This window comes from Kitasatospora sp. NPDC004240 (assembly GCF_053603215.1).
Genome location: NZ_JBSGFD010000162.1, coordinates 1 through 19,578, shown reverse-complemented (window position 1 = coordinate 19,578; position 19,578 = coordinate 1). Strand labels below are relative to the sequence as shown.

General features: G+C 73.3%; 13 protein-coding genes and 1 rRNA gene. 11 read left to right on the top strand and 3 right to left on the bottom strand.

Annotation, left to right across the window (positions count from 1 at the left end; genetic code table 11):
* Positions 1 to 87: ribosomal RNA gene (gene rrf / locus ACWEQL_RS32065) — 5S ribosomal RNA — on the top strand; the annotation flags it as partial.
* Positions 88 to 182: 95 nt separating this feature from the next.
* Positions 183 to 1,049 carry a phosphatase PAP2 family protein gene (locus tag ACWEQL_RS32060; RefSeq protein ID WP_452153869.1) on the top strand — a complete coding sequence of 289 codons (867 nt, stop codon included), beginning with the start codon at positions 183 to 185 and terminating at the stop codon, positions 1,047 to 1,049.
* 119 nt (positions 1,050 to 1,168) lie between these two features.
* Here ACWEQL_RS32060 and ACWEQL_RS32055 read toward each other — a convergent pair whose 3' ends face one another.
* Together ACWEQL_RS32055 and ACWEQL_RS32050 are read right to left on the bottom strand one after the other, a co-directional pair.
* Positions 1,169 to 1,732, bottom strand: a complete 564-nt coding sequence (locus ACWEQL_RS32055; RefSeq protein ID WP_452153868.1) for an acetate uptake transporter — start codon at positions 1,730 to 1,732, stop codon at positions 1,169 to 1,171.
* Positions 1,733 to 2,167: 435 nt separating this feature from the next.
* Positions 2,168 to 4,726 carry a SpoIIE family protein phosphatase gene (locus tag ACWEQL_RS32050; protein ID WP_452153867.1) on the bottom strand — a complete coding sequence of 853 codons (2,559 nt, stop codon included), beginning with the start codon at positions 4,724 to 4,726 and terminating at the stop codon, positions 2,168 to 2,170.
* Between the two features lie 572 nt (positions 4,727 to 5,298).
* Between ACWEQL_RS32050 and ACWEQL_RS32045 the strand changes: the two genes are divergently transcribed.
* The 9 genes from ACWEQL_RS32045 to ACWEQL_RS32005 all read left to right on the top strand — a co-directional run bounded on the left by ACWEQL_RS32045 (position 5,299) and on the right by ACWEQL_RS32005 (position 18,697).
* The gene (locus ACWEQL_RS32045; RefSeq protein ID WP_452153871.1) at positions 5,299 to 9,795 is read left to right on the top strand and encodes a HAMP domain-containing protein; all 4,497 of its coding nucleotides are present in this window, start codon (positions 5,299 to 5,301) and stop codon (positions 9,793 to 9,795) included.
* Between the two features lie 323 nt (positions 9,796 to 10,118).
* Positions 10,119 to 10,751: a response regulator gene (locus ACWEQL_RS32040; RefSeq protein WP_452153866.1), complete on the top strand. Its 633-nt coding sequence runs from the start codon at positions 10,119 to 10,121 to the stop codon at positions 10,749 to 10,751.
* 178 nt (positions 10,752 to 10,929) lie between these two features.
* Entirely contained in the window at positions 10,930 to 13,620 is a 2,691-nt protein-coding gene (locus ACWEQL_RS32035) for a DNA translocase FtsK (RefSeq protein WP_452153865.1), read from the top strand.
* A gap of 294 nt (positions 13,621 to 13,914) precedes the next feature.
* The gene (locus ACWEQL_RS32030) at positions 13,915 to 14,790 is read left to right on the top strand and encodes a helix-turn-helix domain-containing protein (protein ID WP_452153864.1); all 876 of its coding nucleotides are present in this window, start codon (positions 13,915 to 13,917) and stop codon (positions 14,788 to 14,790) included.
* A 96-nt stretch (positions 14,791 to 14,886) separates the two neighbouring features.
* The gene (gene rimO / locus ACWEQL_RS32025) at positions 14,887 to 16,389 is read left to right on the top strand and encodes a 30S ribosomal protein S12 methylthiotransferase RimO (protein ID WP_452153863.1); all 1,503 of its coding nucleotides are present in this window, start codon (positions 14,887 to 14,889) and stop codon (positions 16,387 to 16,389) included.
* On the top strand, positions 16,386 to 17,024 hold the full coding sequence (gene pgsA, locus ACWEQL_RS32020) for a CDP-diacylglycerol--glycerol-3-phosphate 3-phosphatidyltransferase (RefSeq protein ID WP_452153862.1): 639 nt from the start codon (positions 16,386 to 16,388) through the stop codon (positions 17,022 to 17,024). The genes rimO and pgsA overlap by 4 nt, the downstream gene beginning before the upstream one ends.
* 146 nt (positions 17,025 to 17,170) lie before the next feature.
* On the top strand, positions 17,171 to 17,647 hold the full coding sequence (locus tag ACWEQL_RS32015) for a CinA family protein (RefSeq protein ID WP_452153870.1): 477 nt from the start codon (positions 17,171 to 17,173) through the stop codon (positions 17,645 to 17,647).
* Between the two features lie 350 nt (positions 17,648 to 17,997).
* A complete protein-coding gene (locus tag ACWEQL_RS32010) occupies positions 17,998 to 18,366 on the top strand; it encodes a helix-turn-helix domain-containing protein (protein ID WP_452153861.1) in 369 nt (122 codons plus the stop codon).
* A 124-nt stretch (positions 18,367 to 18,490) separates the two neighbouring features.
* Positions 18,491 to 18,697: a hypothetical protein gene (locus ACWEQL_RS32005; protein WP_452153860.1), complete on the top strand. Its 207-nt coding sequence runs from the start codon at positions 18,491 to 18,493 to the stop codon at positions 18,695 to 18,697.
* 114 nt (positions 18,698 to 18,811) lie between these two features.
* Here ACWEQL_RS32005 and ACWEQL_RS32000 read toward each other — a convergent pair.
* The coding region (locus ACWEQL_RS32000) for an Lhr family helicase (protein WP_452153859.1) at positions 18,812 to 19,578 on the bottom strand (767 nt) is incomplete at its 5' end.

The following is a 19,578-nucleotide window of genomic DNA, read 5'->3' as shown; positions in this document are numbered from 1 at the left end:
GGTTACATTCCGAACCCGGAAGCTAAGCCTCACAGCGCCGATGGTACTGCAGGGGGGACCCTGTGGGAGAGTAGGACGCCGCCGAACAATCATTCCAAAAATGCCCCCTCCTGTTCAGGAGGGGGCATTTTTGCGTTACCGTCTCTGCCAGCAACACCCGGCTCGGTGGAGAGGCCCGTCCAGTGCAGAACCTGACCCTCACATGGCAGTCGGCCGGAGGTGCCTCGGCAGCGCTCTACGGGGCCTCCTACGCGGCGTCGCGGGCCCGGCGGGGCGGTGCGCGGGCCCTGTTGCGGGAGGCCGGCACGCTGCTGGCCCTGTTCGCCCTGTGGCAGCTGGTCGGGCACCTGTCCCTGATGAGCACCGAGCACGCGCTGGACCGGGCGAACTGGATCCACCGGACGGAGCTGTCGCTGGGCTTCCCGGACGAGGCGGCCTGGCAGGCGGCGGTCACGCCGTACCCGGTGGCCGTGAAGGCGGCCAACTACTACTACGCCAGCATGCACTTCGCGGTGATGATCGGGGTGCTGCTCTGGGTGTTCGTACGACATCGCGCGCGCTACGGCTGGGTGCGGAACACCGTGGTGGTCACGACGGCGATCTGCCTCCTGGTCCAGTTTGTCCCGGTGGCCCCGCCCCGGATGCTGCCGGAGAACGGGTTCGTGGACGTGGCCCTGGAGTACGGGCAGTCGGTGTACGGGGGCGCCGTCGGCGGGGTGGTGGCGGCGCAGCTGTCGGCGATGCCCTCGGTGCACGTGGCCTGGTGCGTGCTGGCGGCGGTGGCCGTGGTGAAGGTGTCGCCGAGCCCGTTCCGTTGGCTGATGGTGCTGCACCCGGTCCTGACGGTGATCGTGGTGGTGGTCACGGCCAACCACTTCTGGGCGGACGGGCTGGTGGCCGTGGCGATCCTGCTGCTGGCGTACGCGGCGCAGGCGGCCGGCGGGCGCTGGAAGGCCCGGCGGGACGGGGTGGGGCGCCCGGAGGCGTCCACGGTGCCGGAGCGGCCCGCCACCGACCGGGCGGCCCCCCGGAGTGCCGCCCACCGCTGACCCGGTCGGCGGCGCGGTGCGTGGGCCCGGAAGGGCGGTCACAGCACGGACGGTGGGCCGGTCCCCTCGCGGAGGGGACCGGCCCACCGTCGTTCCGCGGGTGGACGCTCAGGCGGCCGTCACTTGACCGGCAGGGCCTCGCGGCCCCAGGCGCCGTTGGTCATGTTGGCGGTGGCCCAGTACCAGGAGACCAGGCCGGCGGCCGCGGCGACCCAGCCGGAGACCTTGGTGATCCCGGCGGACTCGTTGAAGGCGCCGACGGCGGCCACGACCAGGGCGACGGTCAGCAGACCGTAGACCCCCCGGGCGAAGAGGCCGGAGTTCCAGCCGGCCAGCGCCAGGGTGAGGGCGAGCAGGGCGAAGAGCAGCAGGAACAGGCCGACGGCGTTCTTGCCGGCGCCGCCCGCCTGGGACCAGGTGGCCCAGAAGGCGCCGAGGCCGGTGAAGGCCGTGCCGGTGAAGCCGTCGCCGCCGCGCAGTTGCCAGATGCCGGCGATGAACAGTGTGACACCGCCGACGAGGTGGGCGAGGCCGGCCGCGTTCTTGACCCCGGTGCCGCTGAAGACGCCGGTGGAGAGCAGGCCGAAGGCGAGGAGTGTCAGGCCGAGCGCGAGGTAGCCGAGGTTACCCGCGTCGGCGCCGGTGGAACGGGCGTTCTGTGCCCCGGTAGCGTCGTTGCTCACCGGAGGCTCCTTTCACTCTGGGTGCGCGCAGGGCGCGACGGTGTGACTCGGGTGAGTGAGAGTTGCGTGTGCGAGGGAGTGGGCGCGCTGGACCGTGCCGAGGACGCACGGCTGGAGCGTGCGTGCGGCTGCGGTCAGGTGATGGGCCGGCAGCGGGAGGCTGCTGGTCGGTGTCCCCACCGGGGGATTCCCCGGGTGAGATCGGTGTACCCGGCTCCACAGGCTTGTACCCTTGTGAATCGCACAATTTGCGACGCCGTCAGCTGTGGAATGCTCACGGAAACGGTCCGGACGCGCACCGGGAGCGACGAGAAGGCGCACCGGGAGCGAAGAGAAGGCGCACCGGAAGCGACGAAGAGGCGCACCGGTAACGACGGGAACGCGCGCCCGAGGAGCCGATGACGCGTACCGGGACCGGGCCGGGAGCGCCCCGGCTCACCCCACCCGCTGGCCCGGCACCCGCAGCGTCAGGATCGCCATGTCGTCCGACGGCGGCTCCGGGACGAAGCGTTCGACCGCCCGCTGGACGCGCAGCGCGACGGCGCCCGCGGTGAGCCCCGTGCAGCCGGTGAGGACCTCGGCGAGGCCGTCGTCGCCGAGCATCCGCCGGCCCTCGCGGCGTTCGGTGACGCCGTCGGTGACGCAGAGCAGGACCTCGCCGGGCGCCAGCACCAGGGTCTCCGCGGTGAGTTCGAGGTCGTCCATGACGCCGAGCAGCGGCTGCGGGGTGGCGGCCCGGTCGACCCGGCCGTCGGTGCGCAGCCGCAGCGGCAGCGGGTGGCCGGCGCAGACCAGGGAGAGCTCGGTGCTGCCGTCCGGACGCGGGGTCAGCTCGCCGTACAGCAGGGTGAGGAAGCGGCTGCGCGAACCCTCGTCCAGGATGGCCGCGTTGAGGCGGGTGAGGACCTGCGGGGCGTCGAGGCCCTCGCGGGCGAGCAGGCGCAGCGAGTGGCGGGCCAGGCCGGTGACGGAGGCCGCCTCGGGGCCGGTGCCGCAGACGTCGCCGATGGCGAAGCCGTAGGTGCCCTCACGGATGGTGAAGAGGTCGTAGAAGTCGCCGCCGACCTCGTTGCCCTCGCCCGCGGCCTGGTAGTAGACGTCCACCTCGACGCCCGGGATCTCGGGCAACTCCGGTGGCAGCAGGCTGCGTTGCAGGGCCTGGCTGGTGGCGGTGCGCTCGGAGTAGAGCCGGGAGTTGTCGAGGGCCAGGGCGGCCCGGCGGGAGAGGTCCTCGGCGAGTTCGAGGATCTCCTGGCGGAAGCCGACGCCGGCGGAGGTGCCGAGGGTGAGCAGGCCGATGACGCGGTTGCGGGCGGCGAGCGGCAGGACGACGGTCTCGCCGAGCAGGCCGGAGAGTCCGGGGCCGTCGGTGAGGCCGTTGGCGCGGGCGGTCTCGTGCGGGCCCTTCCAGAACCGGGCGCCGGGTGCCGGGTCGGCCTCCGGGGCGGGGGTCTTGTCGAGCAGGTCGCGCAGCGGGTCGATGCGGTCCTCGTCCTCGTGCAGGACGAAGGCGAGGCCGGCGGGCGCGCCGTGCTCGCCGGTGGTGTAGACGGCGCACCAGGAGGCGAGGGTGGGGACGGCCATCTGGGCCATCAGGGCGAGGGTCTGCTCGTGTTCGAGGGTGCCGGCCAGCAGGTCGGAGGCCTCGACGAGGAAGGAGAGCGAGCCGCGGCGCAGCCGTTCGAGCTCGGCGAGCCGGGCGCTCTCCAGGGAGAGGGCGACCCGGTCGGCGGCGAACTGCAGCCGCAGCGCGTCCTCGTTGTCGTAGCGGCCGGGGGCGGCGGCCGCGACGCCGAGGGAGCCGATGAGGCGGCCCTCGACCTTGAGCGGGACGGTGACCAGGGAGCGCAGGCCGCTGCCGGTGAGGACGGGCAGTGCGGTGGGGCGGGTGGCGAGGTCCTCGTGGACGGAGGGCAGCCGGGCGGAGTCGTAGCGGTTGGGGCTCTCGACGGGGAAGCGGGTGTGGCGGCGGTGGCCGGTGGTGAGGCCGGTGGCGGCGCGGACCTCGAACTCGCTCTCGTCGTCGGTGGTGAGCAGCAGGTACGCGGCGTCGGCGTCGAGCAGGTCGCGGGCGCGTTCGACGGTGCGCTGGAGGAGCGTGCCGAGGTCGTCCGGGACGGGCCCGCTGAGCAGGTCGAGGGTGCCGCCGGGGTGTTCGGGGGAGTCGCCGCCGAGCGCGCGGGCGGGGGAGCGCAGCACGGCCCGGTCGGGCTCGCGGACCAGCAGGCAGAGCGTGGAGGGGATGCCGACGGCGTCGCGGACGCGGACCTGAAGGCCGTACACCTCGATGACGTGGCCGTCGGCGTCGCGCAGGCCGAAGCCGCCCTCCCAGCGGGCGAGCCGCAGGGTCTCGGCGAGGCCCAGGCCGCGGCCGGGGGATCCCGGCCAGTCGGCGAGGTCGGCCCAGGGGCGGCCGAGGACGGTCTTGGCGGGGTGGCGGAAGAGCGCCTCGGCGTCGGGGTTCCAGGCGAGGACGCGGCCGTCGTCGTCGATCTGGACGACGGCGACGTGCACCGGCCCGGCGCTGCTGGGCAGTTCGCTGCCGGGGGTGGCGGGCACGGCGTAGCGGGTGCCGGTGACGGGCTCGGGCAGGGCGAGGCGGAACCAGACGGTCTTGCGGCCGGCGGAGTACTCGACGCCCCAGCGGCTGGCGAGGGCGGAGCACATCAGCAGCCCGCGGCCGCCCTCGCCGTCGGGGTCGGCGTAGCGGTCGGAGGCGGTGACAGGGACGTCGGCGAAGGAGGGCAGGCCGCGTTCGGGGTGGTGGTCGGTGACCTCGACGCGGATGGTGCCGTCCTCGCGCAGGCAGCAGACCTCGGCGGCGGTGCCGGCGTGCACGACGGCGTTGGTGACGAGCTCGCTGACCAGGACGACCGCGTCGTCGACGACCTCGGGCAGGCCCCACCCGAGCAGGGCGTCCCGGACGAAGGCGCGGGCGGCTGAGGCCGACCGGCCGTCGGGGTCGAAGGTGGCGGCTGCGCGCGCGCTGACCACGTTGCCACTTCTCCTCTGCTCTGGCCCTGGCTGGCCGGGTAACGGCGGCGTCGTCGGCGCGCGTGCCCGCGGGTGGCGGGGGCGTCGGCGCGGGGCCGTGGCCCGGTGCAGCGCTCCACCCTACTTTCCGCTGGGTTCCCCGTGGGGGCGGGGCGTCGAAACAGGCACCTGAGGGTGATTCTGGACACCTGTTTCGGCCGGTGCGGCACCAACAGAGCGCAACCGGCCGTACACCCGGCGCCGGTGCTGCCAGACTGGGGGGTCCGCGGCGGCCGGTGCGGCAGTACGGTCGACGCGGTGCCGGTGACCCGGGAGGGGTCGCCGGGACGCTGTTTTCGCGGAGCCGGCGGCGCCGCCCGTACCCGTTGGAGTGCGGACGGCCGCCGGGGAGTTCACGATGTGGGAGGGTCCCGTTGAGTTCGGCCACCAAGGACGCAACCGGTACGACGCCGCCCGCCCCGCGCGGCGGGCGGTCCGGGGCCGCACCACGGAGCGCGGCCGACCGGCGGTCCAACCAGCACCGGGGTGCCGAGCCCGCCGAGCTGCGCAAGCTGCTGGCGGCGCTGACGGCGATGCGTGACGGCAACTTCAAGCGGCGCCTGACGGTGCCGGCGGACGGGCCGTTGGCGGAGATCGCCGCGGTGTTCAACGAGGTCGCCGAGCGCAACCAGCACCTGACGGGCGAACTGGCCCGGGTGCGGCGGGCGGTGGGCCGCGAGGGCCGGCTGAACGAGCGGCTGGAGACCGGCGCGGGCGAGGGCGCCTGGATGGCGGCGGTCGACAACTGCAACGCGCTGATCGACGATCTGGCGCGGCCGATGGCCGAGGTGGGCCGGGTGCTGACCTCGATCGCCGAGGGCGACCTGGACCAGAAGATGGAGCTGCGCTCGCTGCACTCCAACGGCGTGAGCCATCCGCTGCGCGGGGAGTACCTGCGGATCGGGCGGACGGTGAACGGGCTGGTTGACCAGCTCTCGGAGTTCACCGACGAGGTGACCCGGGTGGCCCGCGAGGTGGGCACCGAGGGCAAGCTCGGCGGCCAGGCCAAGGTCCGCAGCGTGTCGGGAAGTTGGAAGGACCTCGCGGACTCGGTCAACACCATGGCGGGCCGGCTGACCGCGCAGGTGCGCAACATCGCCCAGGTGACCACCGCGGTGGCCAAGGGCGACCTGTCGCGCAAGGTCACGGTCGAGGTGGCCGGGGAGATGCTGGAGCTGAAGAACACCGTCAACACGATGGTGGACCAGCTCAACTCCTTCGCCGCGCAGGTGACGGGGGTGGCCCGGGACGTGGGCACCGAGGGCCGTCTCGGCGGTCAGGCGCAGGTGCCCGGGGTCTCCGGGACCTGGAAGGACCTCACCGACTCGGTGAACTTCATGGCCGACAACCTGACCGGCCAGGTGCGCAACATCGCCCAGGTGACCACGGCGGTGGCGCGCGGGGACCTCTCGCAGAAGATCGAGGTGGACGCGCGGGGCGAGATCCTGGAGCTGAAGAACACCATCAACACGATGGTCGACCAGCTCTCCGGCTTCGCGGAGCAGGTCACCCGGGTGGCCCGCCAGGTCGGTACGGAGGGCCGTCTCGGCGGTCAGGCGCAGGTGCCGGGCGCGGCCGGGGTGTGGCGGGACCTCACCGACAACGTCAACTTCATGGCCAACAACCTCACCGACCAGGTCCGCAACATCGCCCAGGTCACGACGGCGGTGGCCAAGGGCGACCTGTCGCAGAAGATCCAGGTGGACGCCCGCGGCGAGATCCTGGAGCTGAAGAACACCATCAACACCATGGTCGACCAGCTCTCCGCGTTCGCGGACGAGGTGACCCGGGTGGCCCGGGACGTGGGCACCGAGGGCCGTCTCGGCGGTCAGGCGCAGGTGCCCGGGGTCTCCGGGACCTGGAAGGACCTGACCAACAGCGTCAACCTGATGGCCGACAACCTGACCATCCAGGTCCGCAGCATCGCCGAGGTGACCACGGCGGTGGCCCGCGGCGACGTCTCCAAGAAGATCGCCGTCGACGCCCGGGGCGAGATCCTGGAGCTGGTCACCACCGTGAACACCATGGTGGACCAGCTCTCCGCGTTCGCCGACGAGGTGACCCGGGTGGCCCGCGAGGTGGGCACCGAGGGCATCCTGGGCGGCCAGGCCCGGGTGCGCGGGGTGTCGGGCATCTGGAAGGACCTGACCGACAACGTCAACTTCATGGCGAACAACCTGACCAGCCAGGTGCGCAGCATCGCCGAGGTCGCCACCGCGGTGGCCCGCGGTGACCTGTCCAAGAAGATCACCATCGAGGCGCAGGGCGAGGTCGCGGCGCTCGCCGGGACCCTCAACATCATGGTCGACCAGCTCTCCGCCTTCGCGGTGGAGGTGACCAGGGTGGCCCGCGAGGTGGGCACCGACGGCATCCTGGGCGGCCAGGCCGGGGTGCCGGGCGTGGCCGGCATCTGGAAGGACCTCACCGACAACGTCAACCAGATGGCCAACAACCTGACCGGACAGGTGCGCAACATCGCGCTGGTCATCACGGCGGTGGCCAAGGGCGACCTGTCGCAGAAGATCGACGTCGACGCCCGCGGCGAGATCCTGCAGCTGAAGACCAGCATCAACATCATGGTCGACCAGCTGTCGGCGTTCGCGGACGAGGTGACCAGGGTGGCCCGCGAGGTGGGCACCGACGGCCGCCTCGGCGGCCAGGCCCGGGTGCCCGGGGTGGACGGCACCTGGCAGGACCTCACCGAGTCGGTGAACGAGCTCGCCAACAACCTGACCCGGCAGGTGCGCGCGATCGCGCAGGTCGCCACCGCCGTGACCAGGGGCGACCTGAGCCTGCGGATCGACGTGGACGCGTCCGGGGAGCTCGACGAGCTCAAGGACAACATCAACCAGATGATCGCCAACCTGCGCGAGACCACCCGCACCAACCAGGAGCAGGACTGGCTGAAGACCAACCTGGCCCGGATCTCGGGCCTGCTCCAGGGCCGCCGGGACCTGGAGGCGGTCGCCTCGCTGATCATGACCGAGCTGACCCCGGTGGTCTCCGCCCAGCACGGCGCCTTCTTCCTCGCCCAGCCGGCCGGCCGGACCGCCGAGCTGATCACCGAGGACGACGACGAGAACGACACCGTGCTGCGGCTGATCGGCAGCTACGGCTACCAGCGCCGGGCGATGCCGACCACCTTCCGGCCCGGCGAGTCGCTGATCGGCCAGGCGGCGGTCGAGAAGCGCTCGATCATCCTGCGGGAGGCCCCGCCCGGCTACCTGAAGATCGCCTCCGGTCTCGGCGAGGCCTCGCCCTCGCACATCGTGGTGCTCCCGGTGCTGTTCGAGGGCCGGCTGCTGGGCGTGATCGAGCTGGCCACCTTCAGCTCCTTCACCACCGTGGCGCTGGACTTCCTCAACCAGATCGCCGACCTGATCGGCGTCACCGTCAACACCATCAGCGTCAACACCAAGACCGAGGGCCTGCTCCTGGAGTCCCAGCGGCTGACCGCCGAACTCTCCATGCGGTCCGCCGAGCTGGAGGCCCGTCAGGAGGAGCTGGAGCGCACCAACGAGGAGCTCCAGGAGAAGGCCGAGCAGCTGGCCCAGCAGAACCGCGACATCGAGATCAAGAACGGCGAGATCGAGGAGGCCCGGCAGGTCCTGGAGGAGCGTGCCGAGCAGCTCGCCCTCGCCTCCCGCTACAAGAGCGAGTTCCTCGCCAACATGTCGCACGAGCTGCGCACCCCGCTGAACTCGCTGCTGATCCTGGCCAAGCTGCTGTCGGACAACAACGAGGGCAACCTCTCCCCGAAGCAGGTCGAGTTCGCCGACACCATCCACGGTGCCGGCTCCGACCTGCTCCAGCTCATCAACGACATCCTCGACCTGTCCAAGGTCGAGGCCGGCAAGATGGACGTCCGGCCGGCCAAGATCGCCCTGGTCCAGCTGGTCGACTACGTGGAGGCCACCTTCCAGCCCGTCGCGGTCGACAAGCACCTGGACTTCGGCGTCCGGGTGTCGCCCGCGCTGCCGGTCACCCTGCACACCGACGAGCAGCGGCTCCAGCAGGTGCTGCGCAACCTGATCTCCAACGCGGTCAAGTTCACCGACTCCGGCGCGGTCGACTTCTCGATCAGCCCGGCCGGGCCGAGCGTCCCCCCGCACGTGCGCGAGCGGCTGCTGGAGTCCGGCTCGATCCAGGGCCCGGACGAGGAGCTGATCGCCTTCTCGGTCTCCGACACCGGCATCGGCATCCCCGACAACAAGCTCCGGGAGATCTTCGAGGCGTTCAAGCAGGCCGACGGCACCACCAGCCGCAAGTACGGCGGGACCGGCCTGGGCCTGTCCATCAGCCGGGAGATCGCCCGGCTGCTCGGCGGCGAGATCCACGCCGAGAGCGAGCTCGGCCGGGGCTCCACCTTCACGCTGTACCTGCCGCTGCGCGCCGAGGCGCCGGACGCGCCGGCCGCCGACGGTCGTCCGTCCGTGCCGGCGGCCCCGGCCCCGCGCGCCTCGGTGGGGGTCACCCCGGCGGGCACGCCCGTCCCGGTCGGGGAGAACCCGGCCGACCACTGGGCGCAGGAGGTCCGCGAACTGGCCGAGGAGCGCCGCCGCGGCGCCCTCGAACGCCGCCGCGCGGCCGCCCTGGAGCTGCCCGCCGAGCGCCCCGCCCCGCCGGCCCCGGCCCGGTCGGCGGACGGCCGCTTCGACGGCGAGCAGGTGCTGATCGTGGACGACGACGTGCGCAACGTCTTCGCCCTCACCAGCGTGCTGGAGCAGTACGGCCTGACCGTGCTGTACGCGGAGAACGGCCGCGAGGGCATCGAGATGCTGGAGCAGCACGAGAACGTGGCGCTGGTCCTGATGGACATCATGATGCCGGAGATGGACGGCTACGCGACCACCGAGGCGATCCGCCGGATGCCCCAGTTCGCGGGCCTGCCGATCATCGCGCTGACCGCCAAGGCGATGAAGGGCGACCGCGAGAAGTCGCTGGAGGCCGGTGCCACCGACCACATCACCAAGCCGGTGGAGACCGACCACCTGCTCGCCGTGATGCGCCAGCGCCTGGGGCGCGCCTAGCCTCCGGGCCCCCGCGGCGGCCGGACCGCCGACCGGCGGGGGCGCGTGCTCCGGGGTTCGCTCCGGGGTTCGCTCCGCCCGGTGGGACGGTTTGGTGGCGGTCGGGGGTGGGAACCCGGTAGGGTCACCGATCGTTGCGAACAGTGACCGAACGGCGACGCAGTGCTGAGCGTGCGCCGGTGCACTGGGTGCGCGCTGCTCCGGATCATCTGGCGACGGAGCGATGTGCCGGGCGAGGGGGTGCGGCTAGCATGACCGGGGTAGTGGTGGGCAGTACGCGGGTGCCTTCACCGGGCAGGCAGACGACAGGAGGGCGGGCCGCAGTGCAGAAGGCGAAGATCCTCCTGGTCGACGACCGGCCGGAGAACCTGCTGGCGCTGGAGGCGATCCTCTCCGCGCTGGACCAGACGCTGGTGCGCGCGGCGTCCGGGGAGGAGGCGCTCAAGGCGCTGCTCACCGACGACTTCGCGGTGATCCTGCTGGACGTCCAGATGCCCGGCATGGACGGCTTCGAGACCGCCTCGCACATCAAGCGGCGCGAGCGCACCCGGGACATCCCGATCATCTTCCTGACCGCGATCAACCACGGCCCGCACCACACCTTCCGGGGTTACGCGGCCGGCGCGGTCGACTACATCTCCAAGCCCTTCGACCCCTGGGTGCTGCGCGCCAAGGTGTCGGTCTTCGTCGACCTCTACATGAAGAACTGCCAGCTCAAGGAGCAGGCCGCACTGCTGCGCCTGCAACTGGAGGCGGGCGGGCAGCCGGTCATCGGCGGCCCGCTGCTCGGCGAGCTCTCGGCCCGGCTGGCCGCGGCGGAGGAGCAGGCCGAGGCCCTGACCAAGCAGCTGGACGGCACCGAGGAGCGTGCCGCGGCCGCCACCGCCGCCCATCTGGAGCGCAAGCTCACCGGCCTGCGCCGGGCACTGGAGGCGCTGCGCCCCGGCTCGGAGTGACGCTCGGGACCCTCCCGGCGGGCCGGCTCCGGCGGGCTCCGGGGCACCCGTACGGCGCCCCGGCGGCCTGGGCCGTACGGGTGAGAGCGGGCGGCGTGACGGAGTGTCTGCGACACGTCCCGGCGGCCCCGCGGGCACGCGTGTGCACCGGTCGCCCCCGCCGGTAGGCTGCTGACCCATGGCCACACGTACGCCCGGCAGCGCGGCACGCAACCCGAGTCCGGGACCGTCCAAGAAGGCCGCGGCGAAGGCTCCGGCCAAGCCGCCCGCGAAGAAGGCGGCGGCCAAGAAGGCGGCTCCCGCGAAGAAGGCCGCGGCGAAGAAGGCCGCGCCCGCGCCGGCGCCGCCCGCGCCCCGACCGATACTCTTCCGCGCCGTGCGCGCCGTGTGGCTGGGTCTGGCACACGCCGTCGGTGCGCTGTTCCGCGGCTTCGGTGACGGGGCGAAGGGCCTCGACCCGGCGCACCGCAAGGACGGCGTCGGGCTGCTGCTGTTCGCGCTCGCGCTGGTCACCGCCGCCGGCACCTGGTTCAGCCCGCAGGGCTGGCTGGGCGAGGCCGCCACCGCCGTGGTCTCGGGTCTGTTCGGGCGCCTGGACGTGCTGGTGCCGCTGCTGCTCGCCGGCATCGCGGTCCGGCTGATGCGTCATCCGGAGGTGCCGGAGGCCAACGGGCGGATCGTGATCGGCCTGAGCGCCCTGGTGATCGGGGTGCTCGGCCTGGTCCACATCGGGTGCGGCGCGCCCGTGATGGGCAGCGGCGCGACCCGGATAAGGGAGGCCGGCGGCATCGTCGGCTGGGCCGCCTCCACCCCGATGATGGCCGCCGCCGGCCCGCCGCTGGCGGTGCCGCTGCTCCTGCTGCTGGCCTTCTTCGGTCTGCTGGTGGTCACCGCGACCCCGGTCAACCGCATCCCGGAGCGGCTGCGCGCCCTCGGGGTGCGCCTGGGCGTGGTCGAGCCCGGCCCGGGGGACGAGCTGCCCGAGGGGCGTGCGCCGGAGCGCGAGCCGTCCACCGAACCGCCGGAGGACGCCGACCCCTCGGCGCTGCCCTTCACCCTGGGCGACGACCCCGGCGACGAGGTCGCCGCCCGCCGCCAGCGCCGCCGCAAGAAGGTCGACGAGCCGGAGCTGGACTCGGCCCTGCCCGAGGTCCTCGCCGACGACCCCGCGCCGGACCCCTACGCCACCCGGGACCTCGCCGCGGGCGCCGCCGCCGACCTGGACGGCGCGCTGGTCTACGGCGTCTCGCCGTCCTCCGCGGTGGCGGACATGGTGCGTCAGGTGCAGGACCGCACCGCCCCGCCGGAGGAGCCGGCCGTCCCGGCCGCCCGCAGCGGCGGCGCGGGCGCGCCCGAGGAGCACGGCCCGGCGCCGGTGCGGATGGAGCAGCTCCAGCTCTCCGGCGACATCACCTACGCGCTGCCCTCGCTGGACCTGCTGGAGCGCGGCGGCCCCGCGAAGACCCGCAGCGCCCTCAACGACGAGGTGGTCGCCCAGCTCAGCACCGTCCTCTCCGAGTTCAAGGTGGACGCCCGGGTCACCGGCTTCACCCGCGGCCCGACGGTCACCCGCTACGAGGTCGAGCTCGGCCAGGCCGTCAAGGTCGAGCGGATCACCGCGCTCGCCAAGAACATCGCGTACGCGGTGGCCAGCCCGGACGTGCGGATCATCAGCCCGATCCCGGGCAAGTCCGCGGTCGGCATCGAGATCCCCAACCGGGACCGCGAGATGGTCAACCTCGGCGACCTGCTGCGTTCGCGCACCGCCGCCGAGGACACCCACCCGATGGTCGTCGGCATGGGCAAGGACGTCGAGGGCCACACCGTGATGGCCAACCTCGCCAAGATGCCGCACATCCTGGTGGCCGGCGCGACCGGCGCGGGCAAGTCCTCCTGCATCAACTGCCTGATCACCTCGGTGCTCGCCCGGGCCACCCCGGACGAGGTGCGGATGGTGCTGGTCGACCCCAAGCGGGTCGAGCTGACCGCGTACGAGGGCATCCCGCACCTGATCACGCCGATCATCACCAACCCCAAGAAGGCCGCCGAGGCCCTCCAGTGGGTGGTGCGCGAGATGGACCTGCGCTACGACGACCTGGCCGCGTTCGGGTTCCGGCACGTGGACGACTTCAACGCGGCGGTCCGGGCCGGCAAGGTCACCGCGCCGCCCGGCAGCGAGCGCGAGCTGACGCCGTACCCGTACCTGCTGGTGATCGTCGACGAGCTGGCCGACCTGATGATGGTCGCCCCGCGGGACGTCGAGGACTCGGTGGTGCGGATCACCCAGCTCGCCCGGGCCGCCGGCATCCACCTGGTGCTGGCCACCCAGCGGCCCTCGGTGGACGTGGTCACCGGTCTGATCAAGGCGAACGTGCCGTCCCGGCTCGCCTTCGCGACCTCCTCGCTGGCCGACTCCCGGGTCATCCTGGACCAGCCGGGCGCGGAGAAGCTGATCGGCAAGGGCGACGCGCTGTTCCTGCCGATGGGCGCGAGCAAGCCGATCCGGATGCAGGGCGCGTTCGTGACGGAGGCGGAGATCGCCGCCGTCGTGCAGCACTGCAAGGACCAGCTGAGCGCCGTCTACCGGGACGACGTGACGGTGGGCGGCGGGCCGAGGAAGGAGATCGACGAGGAGATCGGCGACGACCTCGACCTGCTGATCCAGGCCGCCGAACTGGTGGTCTCCACGCAGTTCGGCTCGACCTCGATGCTCCAGCGCAAGCTGAGGGTCGGCTTCGCCAAGGCCGGCCGGCTGATGGACCTGATGGAGTCGCGCGGGATCGTCGGCCCCAGCGAGGGCTCCAAGGCCCGCGACGTGCTGGTCAAACCGGACGAGCTCGACGGGGTCATCCTCGCCATCCGCGGCTGACCGCCCGGGGCCCACGGAGGCCTCCGAATCCCTCCGTGGACTGACGACCCGTCGAAGGGGCGGGTGACAACCCGTCCCCTTCACTCGTTCGGAGGAAGGTGGGCGCGAGGTGGAACCGATCGGATCCGCCTCGCGTCACAGGCCCGAAGGCACGGTGAACCCCCGGATTGACCGGGGGTCAGCGGCCCGCCGGGACGGGCACGCGCATTCGGGCCTGTTCCGCTTGAGAAACGATCCACCCCCGCCCCTAGACTGTTCTCCAGCAGGTGGCCATCCGCTCGAAAGGCGCGTCCAGTGACCATCGGCAAGTCCCCCGACCGCGAGGATCGCGGAGCCTCCGCCAGGCCGTCCGGTGACGAGCCCGTCGCGGAGCAGGCGGCCGATGCCGTGAGCATCGGCCGGACGCTGTCCACCGCCCGGATCGACGCCGGGCTCACGGTGGATCAGGTCAGTACGAGCACCCGGGTCCGGGTGCCGATCGTGCACGCCATCGAGGAGGACGACTTCGAGCGGTGCGGGGGCGACTTCTACGCCCGCGGGCACATCCGCTCGATCGCCCGCGCCGTCGGTGTGGACGGCGACGCCCTGGTGGCCCGGTACGACGCCGCGCACGGCGGCGCCCCGGCGCAGAAGCGCCCCACCCAGCTGATGGCGGACACCGGTCCGATCAAGGTCACCGACCGGCGCCGTCCGAACTGGACGGCGGCCATGGTCGCCGCGATCGTCGCCGTGGTCGGCCTGATCGGCTTCAACCTCCTCAACGGCACCACCGGCGGCTCGATCACCGGGTCCGCCAGCGCGCCGCTGCCCAGCGGCTCCGGCACCGGCTCGGTCGCCCCCGCCGTCACGCCCGGCGTGCAGCCCCCGGCCCCCGCGCCGAGTGTCGCGGCGATCGCCGCGGCCCCGGCCGACAAGGTCACCGTCAAGCTGGTCGCCGAGCGTGACACCAGCTGGGTCTCCGCGCTGGACGGCAGTGGCAAGTCGCTCTTCCAGAACAACCTGGAGGAGGGGCAGGACCAGACCTTCACCGACCCCAAGAAGATCAAGCTGGTGATCGGCAACGCCGGGGCCGTGCACGTGTACGTCAACGGCAAGGACATGGGCAAGGCGGGCAAGGACGGGCAGGTGGTGCACGTCACGTACACCCCCGGAGACCCGCAGGCGGGCTGACCACGGGCGGGTCGCGGCCCGACGATCATCCGCGGAACCGGGGCGCGCGGCCTCCGGGGCGAACGGCCCCGGCGGCCGCGCGTTAATCTTGGCCCTATGCCTGAACGCCGTACTGTCGCCCTTGTCACGCTCGGATGCGCCCGCAACGAGGTGGACTCCGAGGAACTCGCCGGGCGACTGGAGGCCGACGGCTGGTCGCTGGTCGACGACGCCTCCGAGGCCGACGTGGCCGTCGTCAACACCTGTGGCTTCGTCGAGGCCGCCAAGAAGGACTCCGTCGACGCCCTGCTGGAGGCCAACGACCTCAAGGGTCACGGCCGCACCCAGGCCGTGGTCGCGGTCGGCTGCATGGCCGAGCGCTACGGCAAGGAGCTCGCCGACGCGCTGCCCGAGGCGGACGGCGTGCTCGGATTCGACGACTACGCCGACATCTCCGACCGCCTCCAGACCATCCTCTCCGGCGGCCACCACGCCCCCCACATCCCCCGCGACCGCCGCAAGCTGCTGCCGATCAGCCCGGCCGAGCGTCAGTCCGCGGCCGAGGCGGTCGCCCTGCCGGGCCACGGCGGCGGCGAGGCCGAGGCCGCGTCCATCACCGACCTGCCCGAGGGCCTCGCGCCCGCCTCCGGCCCGCGCACCCTGCGCAAGCGGCTGGACTCCAGCCCGGTCGCCTCGGTCAAGCTCGCCTCCGGCTGCGACCGGCGGTGCTCCTTCTGCGCCATCCCGGCGTTCCGCGGCTCGTTCATCTCCCGCCGCCCCTCCGACGTGGTCCACGAGGCCCGCTGGCTGGCCGGGGAGGGCGTCCGCGAGGTCGTCCTGGTCAGCGAGAACAACACCTCGTACGGCAAGGACCTCGGTGACATCCGGCTGCTGGAGACGCTGCTCGGGGAGATCGCCTCGATCGAGGGCGTCGAGCGGGTCCGGGTCTCGTACCTGCAGCCCGCCGAGATGCGCCCGGGGCTGATCGACGCGATGACCGGGACCACCGACGTGGTGCCGTACTTCGACCTGTCCTTCCAGCACTCGGCGCCGGCCGTGCTGCGCCGGATGCGCCGCTTCGGCTCCACCGACCAGTTCCTGGAACTGCTCGGCTCGATCCGCGCCAAGGCCCCGCAGGCCGGCGCCCGCTCCAACTTCATCGTCGGCTTCCCCGGGGAGACCGAGGAGGACTTCGCCGAGCTGGAGCGCTTCATCACCAACGCCGGCCTGGACGCGATCGGCGTCTTCGGCTACTCCGACGAGGACGGCACCGAGGCCGCCACCTACGACGGCAAGCTGCCCGAGGACGTGGTGGCCGACCGGCTGGCCCGGCTCTCCCGGCTGGCCGAGGAGCTCACCGCCCAGCGGGCCGAGCAGCGCATCGGCAGCGAGGTCGAGGTGCTGATCGAGTCGGTGGAGGACGACCTGGTCGAGGGCCGCGCCGCCCACCAGGCGCCGGAGACCGACGGCCTGACCACCCTCACCGGCGTCGAGAACCCGGAGGTCGGCCAGTTCTGGCGGGCCCGGGTGGTCGCCAGCGAGGGCGTCGACCTGGTCGCCGAGGCGCTGGAGCAGGTCCGGGTGCCGCAGGCGGCGGGAGCCCAGGGAGCCGGGGCATGACCAAGGGGCCCGGCGCACCCGCCGCGGCCCACCCGGAGCGACCGGGGGCCGCGGTGCCCCCGCCCCCGGGGGTCTGGAACATCGCCAACATGCTGACCATGCTCCGGCTCCTCCTGGTGCCGGTGTTCGTGGCGCTGCTGTTCGCCGACGGCGGGGACAACCCCAAGTGGCGCGCGGTCGCCTGGGCCGCGTTCGCCATCGCGATGATCACCGACCTCTTCGACGGCGAGCTGGCCCGCCGCAAGGGCCTGGTCACCGACTTCGGCAAGATCGCCGACCCGATCGCCGACAAGGCGATCATGGGCTCCGCGCTGATCGGCCTGTCGATCCTGGGCGACCTGCCCTGGTGGGTCACCGTGGTCATCCTGGCCCGCGAGCTCGGCATCACCCTCATGCGGTTCTGGGTGATCCGCTACGGGGTCATCCCGGCCAGCCGGGGCGGCAAGCTCAAGACGCTCACCCAGGGCATCGCGGTCGGCATGTACGTGCTGGAGCTGACCGGCTGGCTCGCCACCGCGCGGGCCGTGCTGATGGCCGTGGCCGTGCTGCTGACCGTCGGCACCGCGCTGGAGTACGTCGGCCAGGCGCTGCGACTGCGCCGCGAGGGCCTGGCGGCTCGGCGCGAGGGACGGTGACCGGGGTGCGCGACGGGGGGACGCCGGCGGGGGAGCCGGCGCCGACGGGGGACGCGGTCGCGCTCGGCCGTACGCCGGACCGCCCGGCGGGTGCCGGGGCCCCGGGTGCGGGCGCGTCGGGGGAGCACGCGCCGGAGCGCCTCGAACTGGCTGCGCGGGCGCACGCCGGACTGCGGGCGGCCGGTGCCACGGTGGCCGTCGCCGAGTCGCTGACCGGCGGACTGCTCGCGGCCGCCCTGGTGGACGTCCCGGGCGCCTCCGCGACCTTCCGGGGCTCGGTGACCGCGTACGCGACCGAGCTGAAGGCCTCGGTGCTCGGCGTGGACGAGGGCCTGCTGGCCGTGCACGGGCCGGTGCACCCGGTGGTGGCCCGGCAGATGGCCGAGGGCGTGCGGCGGCTGCTCGGCGCCACGTACGGGCTCGCGACGACCGGGGTGGCCGGGCCGGAGCCGCAGGACGGGCAGCCGGTGGGCACCGTACACCTCGCGGTGGCCGGTCCGGGGGGAACTCTGGTCAGTTCGCCACGGCTGTCGGGGGAGCGTGCCACAATCCGTCACGAGGCGGTGTCCTCCGCCCTGGAGCTGCTCCTCGGGCGGCTCCCGGCCGGTGCGCCGACGCCCTGACGCCGCCTCCGGCCCGTCCGGCGCCCGCCCCGGATCGGGTACGGAGCAAGATCTCCACAGAACCGAGATCTGCCGAACTGGCGCGAGGGCATGCACAGCTGGAGGATCGTGTTACATGGGAGGGCCTGGTTGGGCAGAAACCAGGTGGCGAAGGAATGGCGTGGCGGTGACCGGGTGCCGCACCGCGGCTTCGACGAGGGGCACGACGGCCCGGGTGCGACACCGGAAATGGGGAGGGGACAGCCTTGCAGCCCAGAGTGAACACGACCACGGTCCCCGCACGCGACGCGGGCAAGGCGGTACGGTGGGGGCGTGACATCTCGATCCGCAGTCCGAGGAGGGAGGCACCGATGATCCTGCTCCGTCGCCTACTGGGCGATGTACTGCGTCGGCAGCGCCAGCGCCAGGGCCGCACACTCCGCGAGGTGTCGGCGGCCGCCAGGGTTTCGCTCGGTTACCTCTCCGAGGTCGAGCGGGGACAGAAGGAGGCCTCCTCGGAGCTGCTCTCCGCCATCTGCGACGCACTCGACGTCCGGATGTCCGAGGTCATGCGCGAGGTCAGCGACGAGCTCTCGCTCGCCGAACTTGCGGCGATGGCGACCCTCTCCGAAGGTGATCTGCTGAGGCCGGTGCTCGAACCGGTACCGCTGCCCGCCCCCGGCGCCGACCGGGCGAACCTCTCGCCCAAGGCCGCCGCCATGGACGTGGTCGCGGCCTGACCCGGCCTCGATCCCGGGCGACCGTGCCCGGGGCGAGCGAAGGAGGGCGGCTGTGCGGAGAGCTGCGGCGGCGCGTGCCGGGGTCCGAAGTGCCGGGGTCCGAATACGACGACGGGCGCGCTGGGTGCTGCCGGTGCTGGCGGTCGGGTTCGCCTGGTGGCTGCTGGTGGCCCGGATGCCGCTCGCGCACGGCGCGGCGCTCGGCCTGCTCGCGGCGGGCGGCTGGGGCCTGGGACTGATCCCGGTGCACGCCGACCGCCGGGCCACCGGCCCGGGGCGCCGAACGGGTGAGGCGGTGGCCCCGGTGGAGCAACCGCCCCCGATCGGGTGATGTGAACGCGGACGACGGCCGCGAGGGTTCGCCCTCGCGGCCGTCGGCGTTCCCGCGGGCGCGCGCCCGGTCGGGCTCAGGGGCCGCGTCCGGGCTCAGGGGTTCCGGCCGGGCTCAGGGACGCAGCCGAAGGCCCCGGGGAGTGGCGTGGAAGCCGGCCTCCTCCAGGGCGTCCCCGAGCGCCGAACCGAGCGCCGGCTCACCGTTGGCCCGCTCGATGGTGACGCTGCCGAGCGCGCCCTCGCGCACCGCGCCCGCCAGGGCGGCGGTGGCCGACGCCAGGCCGGCCTCGTCCCGCGACCAGGCCAGCAGCGACTTGCCGCCGCGCTCGACGTACAGCGCCAGCTCGCCGTCCACCAGGACCACCAGGGCGCCCGCCTTGCGCCCCGGGCGGTGGGCCCCGGCCCCCTTCGCCCCCGGGTCGGTGGGCGGCTCGGGCCAGGGCAGCGCGGCACCGTAGGCGTTCGCCGGGTCGGCCGCGGCCAGCACCAGGACCTGCGGCGGCTCCCCCGACGGAGCGGACGGCCACTCGGCGGCCCGGGCCCGCTCCAGGCGGCCGTTGACCGAGCGCAGCCGGTCCGCGGCGCCGTCCATGGCGAACTGGGCGCCGCCCAGGCCCTCCACGAAGTAGCCGCGGCGGGTGCGGCCGCGCTCCTCCATCGCCGTCAGCACCCGGTAGACCCCGGCGAAGCCGCCGGGCACCCGTTCGGCCGCGACCGTGCCGCGGGTCAGCAGGCCGTGCCGGTCCAGCAGGGACTGGGCCTGGGCGGTGGCCCGTACGGTCGGGTCGGCGGCCGGCGCGGGCAGCAGGGACCACCGCCCGGCCACCGTGGGCGGGCCGGAGCGCAGGGCGCCCGCCGGGCGGCCGAGGCCGCGCCCGG